Genomic DNA, 14645 nt, shown 5'->3' with positions numbered 1-14645 from the left:
CTTAATTCACTTTTTCTGTTTTATGCTTTGATTCCAGATAAGTGATGGCTTCACGAATCAAGCTAGGATCCATTTCATGTACTTCTTCTCCTTTTCCTATGGATTTGAGCAACATGATGGTCAGTCTTCCACCTAGATGTTCCCTGAACTCTTCAAGGCCTCTGATCAGGTTTTCTCCTGTCAGTTCGGGAACATACAGCTCGAAGCCCAAGTCAGAGATCAGTTTCAATATCCTATCTAAATCATCTTGTTCTATCCAACCCTTCAAAAAGGAGTAAGTACTGTCCAAAGCGATGCCAATGGCGACCGCTTCCCCATGCCTTAAGTCAAAGTTGGTCAGGTATTCCAGCTTATGGGCTGCCCAGTGCCCAAAGTCCAAGGGTCTGGATGAACCCATTTCAAAGGGATCTTTTCCTGCAATATGGTCCAGGTGCATCTGTGCGCAGCGGATGATGGATTCTTTCATGGGTTCCATCTCTCTTTTGGCCAGATTTCGGGCATGCTTTTCCATCCATTGGAAAAAATCCGTATCCTTGATCAGGGCCACTTTGATGGCTTCTGACAAACCGGATCTCCAATCTCTGTCATCTAAAGTCTTTAGAAAATCAAAATCATTGACTACCAGATAAGGAGTGGCAAAGGTGCCTATGTAATTTTTCTTTCCGAAATAATTGATGCTGTTCTTTACCCCCACGCCAGAGTCATTTTGTGATAGGACAGTGGTAGGGATTCTGATATGCCTCACTCCACGATGGGATATGGCCGCGGCAAACCCCACCATATCCAATACCGCTCCACCGCCTATGGCCATAATGTAAGAATGCCGGTCTATGGCGTGCAGGTGGGTGGCTTCTACGATTTGTCTTACCAGGTTTTCATCGTTTTTGGAAGCTTCCCCTCCCGGTACTATCATTGGTGCTGCACACAGGAAAATTTCCTTTTTGTAAGTTTCAAAATATTGCTGCAGCTTGGAAATCAGGTCAGGCCGGGCTTCAGTAAGGCCCTGGTCCAGTACCACGAAGACCTTTACAGGATTTTCAGCCATAAGCTGATTTGCCAAAAGGCTATTATTTGAATCAAACAGGCCATGGGTAAAGCATACCTTATATTGGAAATTGACTGAAAAGGCCTGTTGAAGTACTGTATGTGTCATTTTAATCAGTGCGTTGAAGCATCAAGTTACGGCAAATATTTTTGCCAATCTTAATGAAATAGGAAGTAGGATCAAAATGCAGAGCCCAACCCACCATCCAGAGAAGCTAGCGGCAAGGGATGCATTAAGTATGACCATGGAAATTACAGCAGCTTTTACCGATTTCCCTATCAATTGTGGTTGCTGTAAGCGTAAGGCTTTGATCAATGGGGGAAGAATCATATAGGCAAACAAACCTACAAAAGGTATGATAATCCATCCAGCATTTCCTTCCATAAACGCGATGAAGAGAAGCAAGGCAATGATAAGGATATAAATACCCAGGCCACAGATCAGTGCATTTTTGTTTTTTCCATGTACTTCACCCCTGCTGATCATGGTGATGGCGGATACATAGGCTAAAGGAATTAAACCTAATGCCCAGAAATTCAGAATTAGCTCAGGGATCACTGAAATGCCCAAGAGCAAATTACCTGTACGGCAAAGGCCCATATTGATCGGTCCGAAAATAGCCTGATGTTTTCCCCATGCATCGTAAAGCACCGCCAAAAAACCTACAGCAAGAGCCAGGAAACCGCTCCAAATATTAACTTGGAAGGCAGCTAAAATCCCTAGTAGGATGAGCGAAGAAGCCATCCATGCAGCATGGCTTATTTTTACCTTTCCACTAGGGATAGGCCTTTCCGGTCTTTCAATTGCATCCAGTTTGGCATCAAAAACATCATTGAAGGCTACACCTCCTCCATATAAGCCTATGGTAGCAAGGGATAAGTAAATCAAGGGAAAGACAAAAGAATCTCCGTTCCCGGTATTTGGTATCAGCAACATAGCTGCAGCCCCGGAAACAGCAAAACCAGCCCAAATATCAGAAATGGCAGTGATGATATTGGCAGGTCTTGTAAGCTGTAAATATGCTTTGAAATATATTTTGCCCATAGGTTAATTTTCAACAGAATCAGAAGAGCTTTCGACCCGAGGTGTCTGACCTCCGCGCAACACCGAATTACCGGCATGTTTAAGCCTTTGGTCTATTGGTTCGGGGTTTAGCCAATCCGATTCTTCCATCTGCCCACTTTGGGAATATGCGGTAAGTGCATTTTGATAGCAGGTCAATCTGATATGTTCTTCCGGAATGCCATGTTTCCGCATCAAAGCGGCAGTTTTTGGAACAGCAAGGGGATCACTGATGCCCCAGTCGGCTGCTGAGTCTACGATAATACGCTCAGGTCCATATTTTTTTACAATCTCCACCATCCGGTCACTGCCCATTTTGGTGTGGGGGTATATGGTAAATGCAGCCCAATAGCCCCGGTCCAAAACTTCCTTAACCGTTTCTTCATTGTTGTGGTCCACAATCACCATGTGAGGGGCTAATCCATGCTCTTCACTAACATCCATGCTTCTGGTTGTTCCTTTCTTTTTGTCCCTATGTGGCGTATGAATGAGCACAGGCAACTCTACTTCTTTAGCCAATTCGAGTTGGAGTCTGTAATACTTGTCTTCAGCGGCTGTCTGGTCGTCATACCCGATTTCCCCAATGGCTACCACGCCCTCTTTGGTGGCAAATAAGGGCAAAAGTTCCATTACTTCTTCCGCGAGGGCTTCATTGTTTGCTTCCTTGGAATTCAAACCAATGGTACAATAATGCATAATACCAAATTGCTTGGCCCTGAAGCGCTCCCAACCCACCAAAGTGCTGAAATAATCTTTGAAACTTCCGACTTCAGTCCTCGGCTGTCCGAGCCAAAATGCAGGTTCAATAATAGCCACTACTCCGGCTTTTCTCATGGCCTCATAATCATCGGTGGTACGGGATACGGCATGTAGGTGAGGATCTATGTACATTTCCATAATTTTTCAGGTTCATTGTTTAATAAGCGGGCAATTATTCGCTGCCTTGGGGTTTGATTTCTTTAATTTTTTATCAATGATTCAGCAAAGGATTTCCCTATGGATTCCCAGGTGATTTTTCCTGCTTCGATTTCCTTCTGTATGTCAGGAAACTCAGCAAGGAGTTTTTTCGCATTCGGGTAAGTGGAGTGATGGCAGGCCAATAGACCGGCTTGTTTTTCAAGCAAATTCTCCCCCTTAATTGCTTTTTTGATATCTTCAATTCTATATTCATTAAGGAATGGGGCCACGTATCTCCATAACTCAGGTATGACATTCCTTCCTGCTGCCCATCTTTCATGGGCATAGTCTATAAGGATGCTGGCCAGGTTTTCATTGCTGCGCTTGTCTGCATGTTGGATCAGAAATAGCGGCCTTTGTAAGAAGACTGACTTAATCAACATCTGGTTCCATGCCCTTTCGTCAAAAAATTCAGAAGGATAGGGATTGTCTAAAGCAACTGCGTCAAATACTAAGGTCATATTCGTTCTTAGACCTTCGATAGCCCTATCAATAAGTCTGTCTTGGAAAGGATAAATAGGCAGTGCAGCATAAAGACTTTTGAGTTCTTGCATGTCACCTGTTTCAAAAAGCTGGTTAATGGTTTTAAACCAGAGTGCTTCATCCTGCTGGGGAAAAGAAAGAATCAGAATTGATCTTGCGGCCTGTAATTTATCCCATGATGAAGGAGTAAAGCCCTTTCTAAGTTTTTCTGCATCCCTGGAAAGCACCTCAGAAATTTGTAAACTCGATTTGTCAAAATATTTCGATGCTTTGCCAAAGGCTAAAAAAAGTTTCATCGTTTTGGTGCTTTGGCTGATTTCTTGGCTTTGATTTTTCAACCAATCAATGGATTCCGAAGCAGCCTGCTGGCTGAGCAGTTCCATCAAAAAATCAATTGCCTTCTGGGAAACTATATGCGCTGACATGACCTTAGGGTTATTTGGGAAATATGTGTTTGCAATCTAAGCGTAAATTTAAAGATTAAACCCACATCAGGAAGGAGGGATTAATAAAAAATAGCCTCAATTCATACAGGTGGAAGAATAGCATTTTTGGTGGTTAAACTTTCAGGTTTTTTTAGAAATCCTTTTAAAAAAATCAATCATAAGGAGGCTTTTTTGTTTATTTGTCAATCAAATCCACCAAAGCACTATGAGAAATCTATTGTTGAGACCGGGAGCGGAAGAGTTGAATTACGAAATCCGGGGCATTGTTAAAAAAGCCCGGCAAATAGAGGCGCTGGGATACCCCATTACCTGGGAGAACATCGGCGACCCTATACAGAAAAACAATAAGGTGCCAAAATGGATGAAGGCCATTGTGTCTGAGCTTGTGACTCAGGATAAAAGTTACGGATATGCTGATTCCAAAGGAGTGTTGGAAACCCGTAGATTTTTGGCTGAACTGAACAACCGCAAAGGAGGGGCCCAAATTACTGAAGAGGATGTGTTGTTTTTTAACGGATTGGGAGATGCAATTGCTAAGTTATATCAGTTTTTGATTCCTACAGCCAGAATCATAGGTCCTTCCCCAGCCTATAGTACCCACAGTTCTGCAGAGGCAGCACATGCCAATACTGCACCGATAACCTACAATCTGGATCCTGACAACCAATGGTTGCCGGATATGGAAGACCTGTACAATAAAGTGAAGTATAACCCTTTGGTGGTAGGGATATTGATCATCAATCCGGATAATCCTACAGGTATGGTCTATCCAAAAGATGTTTTGGAGGGATTTGTCAAAATCGCTAAAGAATTCAATCTTTTGTTGATAGCAGATGAGATTTATCAGAATATCACCTACAATGGAGTAAAGGCCGTGGCCTTGTCCGAAGTAATCGGAGATCTTCCAGCTATATCACTGAAAGGAATATCCAAGGAGTTTCCATGGCCTGGTTCAAGATGTGGCTGGATGGAGTTTTACAATAGGAATGCCTCAAAAGAATTCAGTAAACTGGTACAGACTTTGGAAAATGCCAAGATGATAGAGGTGTGTTCTACCATTCTTCCCCAGCTCTCAATCCCAAAAATCATGAGTCATCCGGATTATTTTGAATACAGGAAGGGCGAAAATGAAAAGATTGGCCGTAGGAGCAGGATTTTAAAGGAGATTTTAGGGGATGTGCCTGGTATAAAATTTAACCCGACCAAGGGGGCATTTTATAATACCATTGTGTTTGATCCTGATTATCTTAAGCCTGACCAAAATCTTCCCTTGCCTGATTTTAAGGTAAAGTCCTTGATGGAAGGATGGCTGGAGCAGGATCCGGATATGCCCTTGGATAAGAGGTTTGTATATTATTTACTGGCATCGGCCCAAATTTGTGTAGTGCCAATCTCATCTTTCTGTTCCGATCTGAGAGGTTTTAGGGTTACCCTGCTGGAAGAGGATGAAGATGTTTTCAGAAAAACTTTTGAAAAATTAGCAGAATCCATTAGGACTTACCTCAAGTCTTCTGAAAAAGTTTTGGCCTAATCTACAATCCCGGTCTCCAAATGCTTGATAGAAAAGCCCTTCGCAAAGTAGAGGGGCTTTCCTTTTTTGCCATGTCATCATGTTCCCGGACATCCAATGGTTTGGAATATTCGAATTTTTCCTCAGGTAGCTCAGTCTGAATATTGACCAGAGCATTGAGGTCTGGTTGGCCTGCGTTGATCCAAGCTGTATACCAGAAGTCGGCTACCATTTTAATGGCCCTTTTCATTTGTCTTTCCACCTGACCATCCAGCATGTCATGATAGGCTTTGGTGAATTCCTTTGAATAAACCTGGGTGTTGATTCCTCCCCTTTCTTCAAAACTGTATTTTTTATCCTCTGAAAACCGGCTGCTAACTATCCTTTCAAAATGTAATACAGAATCCAATGCCATATGTGCCCATGTCACTGCATCCCAAATGGTATACTGCGGTCTTTCAAGGTAATCAGCTTTTCCCACAAAAAAGTCATATTCTTCAGCGAGCAGTTCCGGGATCCTGCTTTCCCAAAAACCATGGATGCCATATTGGTTAGTCAATTGTCCGTTGTAATTTTTGGTGGTGTGCAGGGGAACATTCATGTCACCAATGTAGTGGCCAAGGTCTGCTGACAGCCGAAGAATGGCATTGATATCTTTTCTTTTGAAGGCTTCTGTCAAAGCAAGTTGGGTGAGGTAAACATTCCAGGGTCCAATACCCTTTTTTCTCAATTCTTCTTCAGTATAAAACTCCAAGGCCTGATGCCAGTACCTGGGCAGATAATAAAGAGCACTGTCGCCGTAGGAATCCACGTCTATGTAGTGTTTTTCTGCTTCACCCAATACCGCATAACGCCGGCGGTCGGGATTGACAGCATTTTCGGTGATGTATTCAATATGGTGCTTGAAAAAGCCGATCATTTCCGGGGGGAGTGAATACACTGCCTGCCTATTGATTTTCCTATGGGCAAAAAATCCCCAGGCCTTGATTTCTACCGGAATAAAAAAGATCAGCAAAATGATGGATAAAAAGTTTCTCATGCATTAAAAATAATAAGCTTGCATCTAATTTTAAAACAAAATTATCTTACCTTTGTGCGCTTACGGCGGTAATCAAAAAATTATGAAGATTTCCGGACTAAACGAGGTTTTGTCAGGAATTCCTTTTGTGTTTCAAAATTAATGTATTACATTTGCACTCCATTTAGAATTGGGCGCGTAAATAAAGAATTTAAGTATATAAGATATGGCAAATCACAAATCGGCACTTAAAAGAATCCGTGCAAACGAAGCCAAGCGTTTGAGAAACAGATATCAGCACAAGACAACAAGAACCTTCATCAAAAGATTGAAGAGTACTACTGACAAAGCAGAAGCTCAGGAGTTGTTGAAGACTGTTACATCTATGATTGATAAGCTTGCTAAGAAGAATATCATTCATAAAAACAATGCAGCCAACAAGAAGTCAAAATTGACCAAATTGGTTAATTCATTGGCTTAATTTGAATATTATCCGATTAAGTAGTCCTGACCGTTAGGTCAGGACTTTTTTTGTTATTGGACATCTGGTATTTTTAGGTCTGACCTGATGTGCCCATATAATCAGGCTTTTCAATGGATTTTCAATTTTTATAACGCTGGTTTTTATGGAAGATTATCTTTCTATCAAAATTTCTCAGCTTGCCGAAGAAGATAGGCCAAGGGAAAAGTTGCTTTTGAAAGGGAAATCTGCACTTTCCGATGCAGAACTCTTGGCTATTTTGTTGGGATCGGGAACCAGATCCCTAAGTGCGCTTGACTTGGCAAGGCATATTCTTAACTCTGTGAATCATGATCTTTCCCAGCTCGCCAAAATGAGTGTCATGGATCTTAAGAAATTCAAAGGGATAGGGGAGGCAAAAGCGATTACAATTGTATCAGCGCTTGAAATGGGAAGAAGAAGAAAATTGATCAATGAGCTGCCTAAAAGATTCAAGATTGGGTCATCTGCAGATGTGTATCAATTCATGAAACCTGACCTGATGGATGAACCAATTGAGCATTTTTATATCCTGCTTTTGAACAGAAACAATCAGGTGATTAAAAAGCAGTTGATAAGCCATGGCGGAACTGCAGGCACAGTGGCAGATCCCAAGGTTATTTTTAAATATGCCATTGATGCCCTGGCCAATTCCATCATTTTGGTCCACAACCATCCTTCAGGAAATTTAAAACCTTCTGAACAGGACAAGCGTTTGACGAATAAGCTCAAATCTGCTGGGGATAGTTTGGATATTGCTGTGATTGATCATATCATTTTCACAGATGTTGCCTATTTTAGCTTTTCAGATGAAGGTTTGATATAGAATCATGCAAAAAAGAAACATTTTGATCATTGGGATCCTGTTGGTTATTGGTTTGGCCATCATGTATACCCTAACCGCTACCGATAATGAGGATGTCTATGTAGAAAACATCCAAAAAGAAAGGGACAGACAATACAAGTTTTTGCGTTTCAATATAGAGTCGCCTTTGGAAGAAGCGCAAAGGAAAGAACTCAAAGAACTTGATTACTATCCCATTGATATCAACTATCGGGTCAGGGCAAAAATGGTTCCGGTGGAAGACCGAAAAATGATAGAGCTGCCTATGACGGACGGTTCAGTGGAGAAATACTTAAAGCACTCTTTTGCAGAATTTGAACTCAATGGGCAAAAACAAAGGCTTTTATTGCTTCAGGCCGCCAAAGAATCAGACAAAAGGGTGTTCTTCCTTGCATTTGCGGATGGAACGAGTGGGGAGGAGACTTATGGCGGGGGAAGGTATATCAACTTGCGCCAGGACGGGAAAAATAGCATCAGTATAGATTTTAACCTGGCTTATAATCCCTATTGTGCGTACAATCCGGATTTTGCCTGTCCGCTACCCCCAAAAGAAAACATTCTGGAAATAGCGATCAGGGCAGGGGAGAAGGATTATAAGAAGTAGGTTAGAGGTGAGAGGCGAGAAGCGAGAAGTGGGGTTATTGTACCAGGTACCAGGTACCAAGTACAAAGTACCATGTACAGAGTAATATTGGATTTCGAATTGGGATTTGGGAACAATTGATATCCTGTGTCATTAAGCTAATTTTCTAATATGCTGATTTTAAAACCCTGAAAGGGGTTTAATCCCTTTAGGGTAATAGCCCGGGTGAAACCCGGTGGGTGAAGGTGATGTTAATTTTTGATCATCCCAACCCTAAAGGGGTTGAATTATTTGGGGAAAAGAACAAAAAGTGTCAAGTAAAATCAGGACGTGATGCTCAAGGTAGTCCAAAGTCCAGTCAATTTCCCTTCAAAAACTTTTTCCCAAGCTGATCCCACCCCAAAGAGGAAAGAAAACAGGTGGAGGGCTTACATCCAAATTAAGATTGAAACCTGGTGTATAACCAATGCGGAAAAAGAATCCTCCTTCCGGTTTTTGGTACCGATATCCAAGCCTGAAGAAGATTAATGAATTAAAAGAAACATTTTCCTGAAGGGTATTGGTTTCATTATCAAGGCTTATGCTTTGTGCAGTGAACAAGGAAGTGCCTGTTCCTAGTTCAAGATGGTGGCTTGTTTTTCCCCAAAGAACGCTAGCTTCGATTGGAATGAGAGGCGTCCAGTGTGTAGTAGTAACTTGTTTGACATACGAGAAACCTGCACTTCCCGAAAATTTATATGCACCTTTTTGATTAAAAATGCGGCTATAATTGATGCTGTATAAAAATCCGTTTCCACCAAGTTCCGCATAAATTGAATTCTTGGCTGTAATTACATCAGCCTTTTCCTGTGCTGATACTTGGTTTATGACACCACATGTAAAAAGTAGAATTAACAGTAGCGAGATTTTATTTGAGATTCTCATGATAGAAATGGTTTTATGACTAATAGAAATCTATAGGTTAGTTTATTTTAATCTGTTTTCTTAAAATTTCATTGCCAAAGTGAATATGAAGAAAATAGGTGCCTGGTTTAAAATTATATGTTTCCATTCGGATTTTTCCTGATTTGGAAATTTCTTCTTTTACTATTTTTTGGTCTATGTCAAAAATTTCTATTAAAAACTCAGGTAAATTTTCAGCTTTTAAATCCTTGAATTCAATGTCTGATTTAATTACATCAGACCAGTCATATTCCACATTTAATTCTCCATCCGAAGGATTGGGATATATTTTGAAATTCTCCGCCATCATAAAGTTGCAGTTCATACCAGGGAAAGTTGTGATTCCTGTCAATTGGGAAGGACCACACCCGTTATTTACTGATACCCGTACAGGACCGTAAGAATTGTTATTTGATGGAACAAAAAGTCGAATCGTATTCTGGGAGGTGTTTTGAACTATCCACCCCGAAGGATAAGTCCAACTGTATGAATAATTACTTTGGTGTCCCTGTGGAACGTTAGCTGTGTAAGTATAAGCATTACCATTACATATCTGAACTGCACCTTGTACCTGAACTACCGAGGAATTAAACGGGCCAATTGTGATACTATAGTTTCTTGGGTCACTAAGAAATGAATTATTAGGAGGAGGTGCTGTACTTTGGGGTTTGGGTATAGTTGCTTGGATTGAAATGTTATAGGTGCCGTTTGGAGTATTTGCCGGAGGAGTAATTTCTGCCGTATTACCATGTCCAAAAAATGTATCTCCACCTCCGTTAATGCTCCAACCGGCTGGCGCAGTCCAATAGTACTCATAATGGTAAACACAAGCTGGGTCACTCATGTCAAGTCCAGGATAGCTTTCAAATGACAAAGTTTGGCCAGGGCTGCAAATTAAATTTGGGCCTGTTATTGGATTTGGCATTTTAACTGAAGAATTAACATTAATTGTTCCAGTAACAGTTCCAAATATACTACAGCCTGAACCAGTGAATTGTACTGTGTATTGGCCAACATCTAAGAAATTATAATTAAAACTATTACCATTACCACCAGCAATAGCAAATCCATCATCTATAACCCACCATTGCCACATAAAACAATTAACCACAGACCCAAACTGTCGAAATTCAGCACTGTAATGGTGTCCACTTGGACCACCGGGAATAGGTGAGGTATTGTTGGGGCAAACTTCAGTCGGACCACTAATAATAACACCGTTTTGAGCAAATGAAGTAAAAATAAAAACCATACAAAAGTTAATCATAAAAAATACCTTTAAAAGGTTAAGATATAACTTTATAAGGTTGAACCCTTTCATAATATGAATATTTGAATTTTAAACAAGTATAAAGAATAAAAATTTAAAATGCAAGTACTTTTAGTTGATTTTGGAGTTAATTTTCATCGATACGCTTTTCTTAAAGAAAAAATAATATTTAGTGGTGAATACATTTTAAAAAATGAATTACCGTTTGGAATTTTATCGAGATAAAAGATTTTAAGACATTAAGAATGGCACATTTAATTTATAGTTTAAAACATTAGGTTATCTTGTTTGTTTTTATTTTAATTTTTGCTTTTTAAATTTTTCAGGTCATGAGAGCCAACTGGTACACACCAAGGAATTTAGGAACGCGGGTAAGTAGAATTAATTCACAAAGATCTTATCCCTCAAAAACTTTTTCCCAAGCTGACGCCTATACTGAATGGAATAAATCGAACCTGTTCTTCTGCAAATTCGAAACTCGTAATATCAACCCTGGGGGTATATCCTGCCCTGAAAAAAAATCCTCCTTCAGGTTTTTGATATCTATAGCCAATCCTCATGATTACAGATGTGTACCAATATTCTACTTCTCGTACATTTGTCGGAGGAAATTCAGGATCAAACAAATATTTGCGGTCTTGAAACACAAAACAACCTGTCCCTAATTCCAAATGATGCCGTGATTTTCCCCAGAAAGCCGAGAATTCGACAGGGATCAAAGGTGACCATGAATTAGGATAAAATGGCTCAAAGCCTTCAATAGGAATAATTGAAAAACCTACGCTTCCCGAAAGTTTCAATCTGTCTTTCTGGTATAAAATTCTGCCATAATTCACTGCATATAAACCTGCATTTCCCAAAAATTCCGCATAAACTACATTCTTGGCTGTAATCATCTCAGCCTCCTTTTGGGCAGCTACCTGGTTTAAAAAACCGGATATTACAAGCAAAATAAAAAGCAGCGAGATTTTTTTTGATCTTGACATAGTGGATTAGGTTATGTTGGAATTAATTAACAATACCAGTGCAGTCAATTCGCAAAAGATATAACTAAAAATTAAAAAAAACAAGAGTTTTTAGTTTTTACCACGGCTTTTTACATTTTTCGGGCATCCACTTCTTACCTAAGGCAATTCTCTTAAATTTGTGCCTTATTCTGAACTGAAGTTATTCCGTGAAATCGAGCTTAAGGTGAAGCTCAAACAGATGGAGGATTAATGTGGCGAGATTCTCCCGAATTGAGTTCGGGACAGGCAATCTGGCCTTTAAAAAACAATTATAATCAGATGAAAATATCAATCAATAGATTAAAGCATTTTATTCACCTCGACCAGTCTCCTGAACAAATAGCGGCCATGCTTACAGGAAGTGGATTGGAGGTTGAAGGCATTGAAATTTTTGAATCCATCAAAGGGGGATTGGAAGGAGTGGTGATTGGAGAAGTGCTGACCTGTGAGAGACATCCCAATGCGGACAAACTCAGTGTCACTACAGTGGATATCGGAGACCAGATAGTCCCAATCGTGTGTGGGGCTCCCAATGTGGCCAAAGGCCAGAAAGTGGTGGTAGCCAAAGAAGGCTGTACCTTATATCCCATTTCAGGCGAACCCTTTGAAATAAAGAAAGCAAAAATCCGGGGAGAAGTTTCCCAGGGAATGATCTGTGCTGAGGATGAAATAGGCATTGGTGAAAGCCATGCAGGTATCATGGTATTGGATACGGGCCTTCCTAATGGTACTCCTGCTTCTGAATACTTCGACGTTGTCAGAGATCATGTGCTGGAAATCGGTCTGACGCCAAACAGGGCAGATGCCGCTTCCCATTTGGGTGTGGCCCGTGACCTGAAAGCCCTATTGAAAAGAGAAATCTGTATCCCATCAGTAGATGGGTTCAAGCCCGACAATAATTCCCGGGTAATTCCTGTAACAGTGGAGAATGCTGCCGACTGTCCAAGGTATGCGGGATTGACCATTTCCAATGTAAAAATTGCCCCCTCTCCAGAATGGCTACAGAATTACATCAAAGCGCTGGATTTAGAGCCTATCAATAATGTTGTTGATATCACCAACTTTATCCTTCATGACTTAGGGCAGCCTTTGCATGCATTTGATGCCGATAAAATCATTGGAGGAAAAATCATTGTCAAGAAACTCCCGAAAGACAGCAAGTTTGTTACTTTGGACGAAAAAGAAAGAAAGCTTTCCGGAGATGAACTGATGATCTGTGATGAAAAAGGAGGGCTTTGTATAGCTGGTATTTTTGGTGGGAAAGGTTCAGGGGTTTCTGATGCCACTACTTCCATTTTCTTGGAGTCTGCTTATTTTTCTCCTGATGTCATCCGTAAAGGGTCTCAATTTCATGGACTAAAAACCGATGCCTCCTTCCGTTTTGAAAGGGGAACAGACCCGAATATGCCGGTTTATGCTCTGAAAAGGGCGGCCATGCTGATCAAGGAAATTGCCGGAGGGGAGATATCTTCCGATATCATTGATGTGTATCCCAATCCCGTGGCTGATCGGGATATAGAGGTGAGTTTTGCCAATATCAAGAGATTGATCGGGAAAGAGTTGCCCAAAGAGCTGATCAAGGAGATTCTGGAAAACCTTGAGATCAAATGTCTGGAGGAAACAGCAACACATCTGAAAGTATCTGTGAAACCATACAGGGTGGATGTGGAAAGAGAGGCGGATGTGATTGAGGAGATTTTGAGAATCTACGGATTTGACAATGTAGAGCTTTCCGAAAACCTTAAGGCGGATTACCTGGCAGAGCATCCGATTAAGGATTTCAACAAGATCCAATACAGGTTGAGCGAATTGCTTTCCTCTTTGGGTTATTATGAAATCATCACCAATTCCCTCACCAAACCTGTTTATGCTGAAAAATCAGGTTTCTTGGATGCCGGAAAAAACGTAGAAATTTACAACAAACTTTCTGAAGATCTAGGTGTGATGCGTCAGACTTTGTTGTTCTCTGGATTGGAGGTATTGGCTTATAATATTAACCGAAGACAAAAAGACCTTAAAATATTCGAATTCGGAACCGTTTATTCCAAAGATCAGGAAGGATACCAGGAAGGAAAGCGATTGGCTTTGTTCCTGACTGGAGATGCCGGTTCAGAAAGCTGGAGGCAAGCTTCCAAGCCAGTGTCATTTCCGGATTTGTTTGCTGTGGTGGAACTGATTTTGGAAAAATTGGGAATTGACAATCCAGAGGTGGAAATTGTACATTCAGCTCCCTTTGATTATGCCTTGAAGTTAAGCATTGGAACCAAAGAACTTGGTCAGATAGGTTTGCTTCAAGAAGAAATTGCCAGGTTGGCTGAAGTGAAGCAAGAAGTACTTTATGCTGAATTGGATTGGGATTTGCTGACGAAAAAGGCAAAAGGCTTGAAAAAGTACGGAGAAATTTCCAAATTCCCGGAGGTAAGAAGAGATCTGTCATTGGTCATAGACAAGTCTGTGGCATTCGATCAGATCAAAAAAGTAGCCATCAAAGCAGGCGGGAAATTATTGCAGCGTATCGGGGTATTTGATGTGTATCAAGGGGATAAAATAGAAGCGGGTAAAAAAGCCTATGCTTTAAGTTTTTACTTGCAGGATACCGAACAGACCCTGACTGACAAAGTGATAGACAAAGCCATGAGCAGATTGATCCAAAGCTTTGAAAATGAAGTAGGTGCCTTTATCAGAAAATAAAAATGATTCACGAAGAACTCCAGCATTTGGAAAAGCTTGTCTCCCAAGTGGAGAAAAAGTTAAATCAACTTGAACAGGACAATCATGCCCTGAAAGAAGAGGTATTTGTGCTTCGCAACAAGCTGGAAGAAAAAGAGAGAATGTTGGAGGATTTTAAAAATCAAATTAAAATAGCTAAACTTGTAAATAGCTTACCGGTGGAAGATGCAGAATCTGCCGAATTGAGGGAAAAGATCAATAATTATATAAAGGAAATCGATAATATCATCGCCTACTTGTCTGAATAAA

The 14645-nt window shown here is 40.7% G+C and carries 14 protein-coding genes; 6 read left to right on the top strand and 8 right to left on the bottom strand.

Going from position 1 to position 14645, the window contains the following annotated elements:
* Nucleotide 1: 1 nt before the first annotated feature.
* From CLV48_RS08960 to CLV48_RS08945, 4 genes are all read right to left on the bottom strand, one after another.
* Entirely contained in the window at nt 2-1153 is a 1152-nt protein-coding gene (locus CLV48_RS08960) for a 3-dehydroquinate synthase (protein ID WP_106566943.1), read from the bottom strand.
* A gap of 21 nt (nt 1154-1174) precedes the next feature.
* A complete protein-coding gene (gene eboC, locus CLV48_RS08955; protein WP_106566942.1) occupies nt 1175-2089 on the bottom strand; it encodes a UbiA-like protein EboC in 915 nt (304 codons plus the stop codon).
* A 3-nt stretch (nt 2090-2092) separates the two neighbouring features.
* A complete protein-coding gene (locus tag CLV48_RS08950) occupies nt 2093-3004 on the bottom strand; it encodes a TatD family hydrolase (RefSeq protein ID WP_106566941.1) in 912 nt (303 codons plus the stop codon).
* A gap of 62 nt (nt 3005-3066) precedes the next feature.
* Entirely contained in the window at nt 3067-3972 is a 906-nt protein-coding gene (locus CLV48_RS08945) for an EboA domain-containing protein (protein WP_106566940.1), read from the bottom strand.
* A gap of 226 nt (nt 3973-4198) precedes the next feature.
* Here CLV48_RS08945 and CLV48_RS08940 point away from each other — a divergent pair, with 226 nt between their 5' ends.
* On the top strand, nt 4199-5524 hold the full coding sequence (locus CLV48_RS08940; RefSeq protein WP_106566939.1) for a pyridoxal phosphate-dependent aminotransferase: 1326 nt from the start codon (nt 4199-4201) through the stop codon (nt 5522-5524).
* A 1-nt stretch (nt 5525) separates the two neighbouring features.
* Here the strand turns inward: CLV48_RS08940 and CLV48_RS08935 are convergent, their stop codons facing one another.
* A complete protein-coding gene (locus CLV48_RS08935) occupies nt 5526-6542 on the bottom strand; it encodes a zinc dependent phospholipase C family protein (protein ID WP_106566938.1) in 1017 nt (338 codons plus the stop codon).
* A 205-nt stretch (nt 6543-6747) separates the two neighbouring features.
* Here CLV48_RS08935 and rpsT point away from each other — a divergent pair, with 205 nt between their 5' ends.
* The 3 genes from rpsT to CLV48_RS08920 all read left to right on the top strand — a co-directional run bounded on the left by rpsT (nt 6748) and on the right by CLV48_RS08920 (nt 8468).
* Nucleotides 6748-7002 carry a 30S ribosomal protein S20 gene (rpsT, locus tag CLV48_RS08930; protein ID WP_106566937.1) on the top strand — a complete coding sequence of 85 codons (255 nt, stop codon included), beginning with the start codon at nt 6748-6750 and terminating at the stop codon, nt 7000-7002.
* Between the two features lie 145 nt (nt 7003-7147).
* The gene (radC, locus tag CLV48_RS08925) at nt 7148-7846 is read left to right on the top strand and encodes a RadC family protein (protein ID WP_106566936.1); all 699 of its coding nucleotides are present in this window, start codon (nt 7148-7150) and stop codon (nt 7844-7846) included.
* A 4-nt stretch (nt 7847-7850) separates the two neighbouring features.
* Nucleotides 7851-8468, top strand: coding sequence for a DUF1684 domain-containing protein (locus CLV48_RS08920; protein ID WP_106566935.1), 618 nt, complete (start codon nt 7851-7853; stop codon nt 8466-8468).
* A gap of 348 nt (nt 8469-8816) precedes the next feature.
* Here the strand turns inward: CLV48_RS08920 and CLV48_RS08915 are convergent, their stop codons facing one another.
* The 3 genes from CLV48_RS08915 to CLV48_RS08905 form a co-directional block, all read right to left on the bottom strand.
* Nucleotides 8817-9371, bottom strand: coding sequence for a hypothetical protein (locus CLV48_RS08915; RefSeq protein WP_106566934.1), 555 nt, complete (start codon nt 9369-9371; stop codon nt 8817-8819).
* A 37-nt stretch (nt 9372-9408) separates the two neighbouring features.
* A complete protein-coding gene (locus tag CLV48_RS08910; RefSeq protein ID WP_170069002.1) occupies nt 9409-10656 on the bottom strand; it encodes a T9SS type A sorting domain-containing protein in 1248 nt (415 codons plus the stop codon).
* A 407-nt stretch (nt 10657-11063) separates the two neighbouring features.
* On the bottom strand, nt 11064-11645 hold the full coding sequence (locus CLV48_RS08905) for a hypothetical protein (protein ID WP_106566932.1): 582 nt from the start codon (nt 11643-11645) through the stop codon (nt 11064-11066).
* 300 nt (nt 11646-11945) lie between these two features.
* Between CLV48_RS08905 and pheT the strand changes: the two genes are divergently transcribed.
* Together pheT and CLV48_RS08895 are read left to right on the top strand one after the other, a co-directional pair.
* Nucleotides 11946-14357, top strand: a complete 2412-nt coding sequence (pheT, locus tag CLV48_RS08900) for a phenylalanine--tRNA ligase subunit beta (RefSeq protein ID WP_106567160.1) — start codon at nt 11946-11948, stop codon at nt 14355-14357.
* 2 nt (nt 14358-14359) lie between these two features.
* Nucleotides 14360-14644, top strand: coding sequence for a hypothetical protein (locus CLV48_RS08895; protein WP_106566931.1), 285 nt, complete (start codon nt 14360-14362; stop codon nt 14642-14644).
* Nucleotide 14645 lies beyond the last annotated feature (1 nt).

Origin of the sequence: Cecembia rubra (genome assembly GCF_003014575.1) — a bacterium.
GTDB lineage: Bacteria > Bacteroidota > Bacteroidia > Cytophagales > Cyclobacteriaceae > Cecembia_A > Cecembia_A rubra.
Note: the sequence above shows the minus strand (reverse complement) of the source record. Positions and strands in the feature narration are given on the sequence as shown.

Coding starts and splice junctions, on each gene's coding strand:
- CLV48_RS08960 (WP_106566943.1), bottom strand. CDS start 1,153: ATGACACATACAGTACTTCAACAGGCCTTTTCAGTCAATTTCCAATAT.
- eboC (WP_106566942.1), bottom strand. CDS start 2,089: ATGGGCAAAATATATTTCAAAGCATATTTACAGCTTACAAGACCTGCC.
- CLV48_RS08950 (WP_106566941.1), bottom strand. CDS start 3,004: ATGGAAATGTACATAGATCCTCACCTACATGCCGTATCCCGTACCACC.
- CLV48_RS08945 (WP_106566940.1), bottom strand. CDS start 3,972: ATGTCAGCGCATATAGTTTCCCAGAAGGCAATTGATTTTTTGATGGAA.
- CLV48_RS08940 (WP_106566939.1), top strand. CDS start 4,199: ATGAGAAATCTATTGTTGAGACCGGGAGCGGAAGAGTTGAATTACGAA.
- CLV48_RS08935 (WP_106566938.1), bottom strand. CDS start 6,542: ATGAGAAACTTTTTATCCATCATTTTGCTGATCTTTTTTATTCCGGTA.
- rpsT (WP_106566937.1), top strand. CDS start 6,748: ATGGCAAATCACAAATCGGCACTTAAAAGAATCCGTGCAAACGAAGCC.
- radC (WP_106566936.1), top strand. CDS start 7,148: ATGGAAGATTATCTTTCTATCAAAATTTCTCAGCTTGCCGAAGAAGAT.
- CLV48_RS08920 (WP_106566935.1), top strand. CDS start 7,851: ATGCAAAAAAGAAACATTTTGATCATTGGGATCCTGTTGGTTATTGGT.
- CLV48_RS08915 (WP_106566934.1), bottom strand. CDS start 9,371: ATGAGAATCTCAAATAAAATCTCGCTACTGTTAATTCTACTTTTTACA.
- CLV48_RS08910 (WP_170069002.1), bottom strand. CDS start 10,656: ATGATTAACTTTTGTATGGTTTTTATTTTTACTTCATTTGCTCAAAAC.
- CLV48_RS08905 (WP_106566932.1), bottom strand. CDS start 11,645: ATGTCAAGATCAAAAAAAATCTCGCTGCTTTTTATTTTGCTTGTAATA.
- pheT (WP_106567160.1), top strand. CDS start 11,946: ATGAAAATATCAATCAATAGATTAAAGCATTTTATTCACCTCGACCAG.
- CLV48_RS08895 (WP_106566931.1), top strand. CDS start 14,360: ATGATTCACGAAGAACTCCAGCATTTGGAAAAGCTTGTCTCCCAAGTG.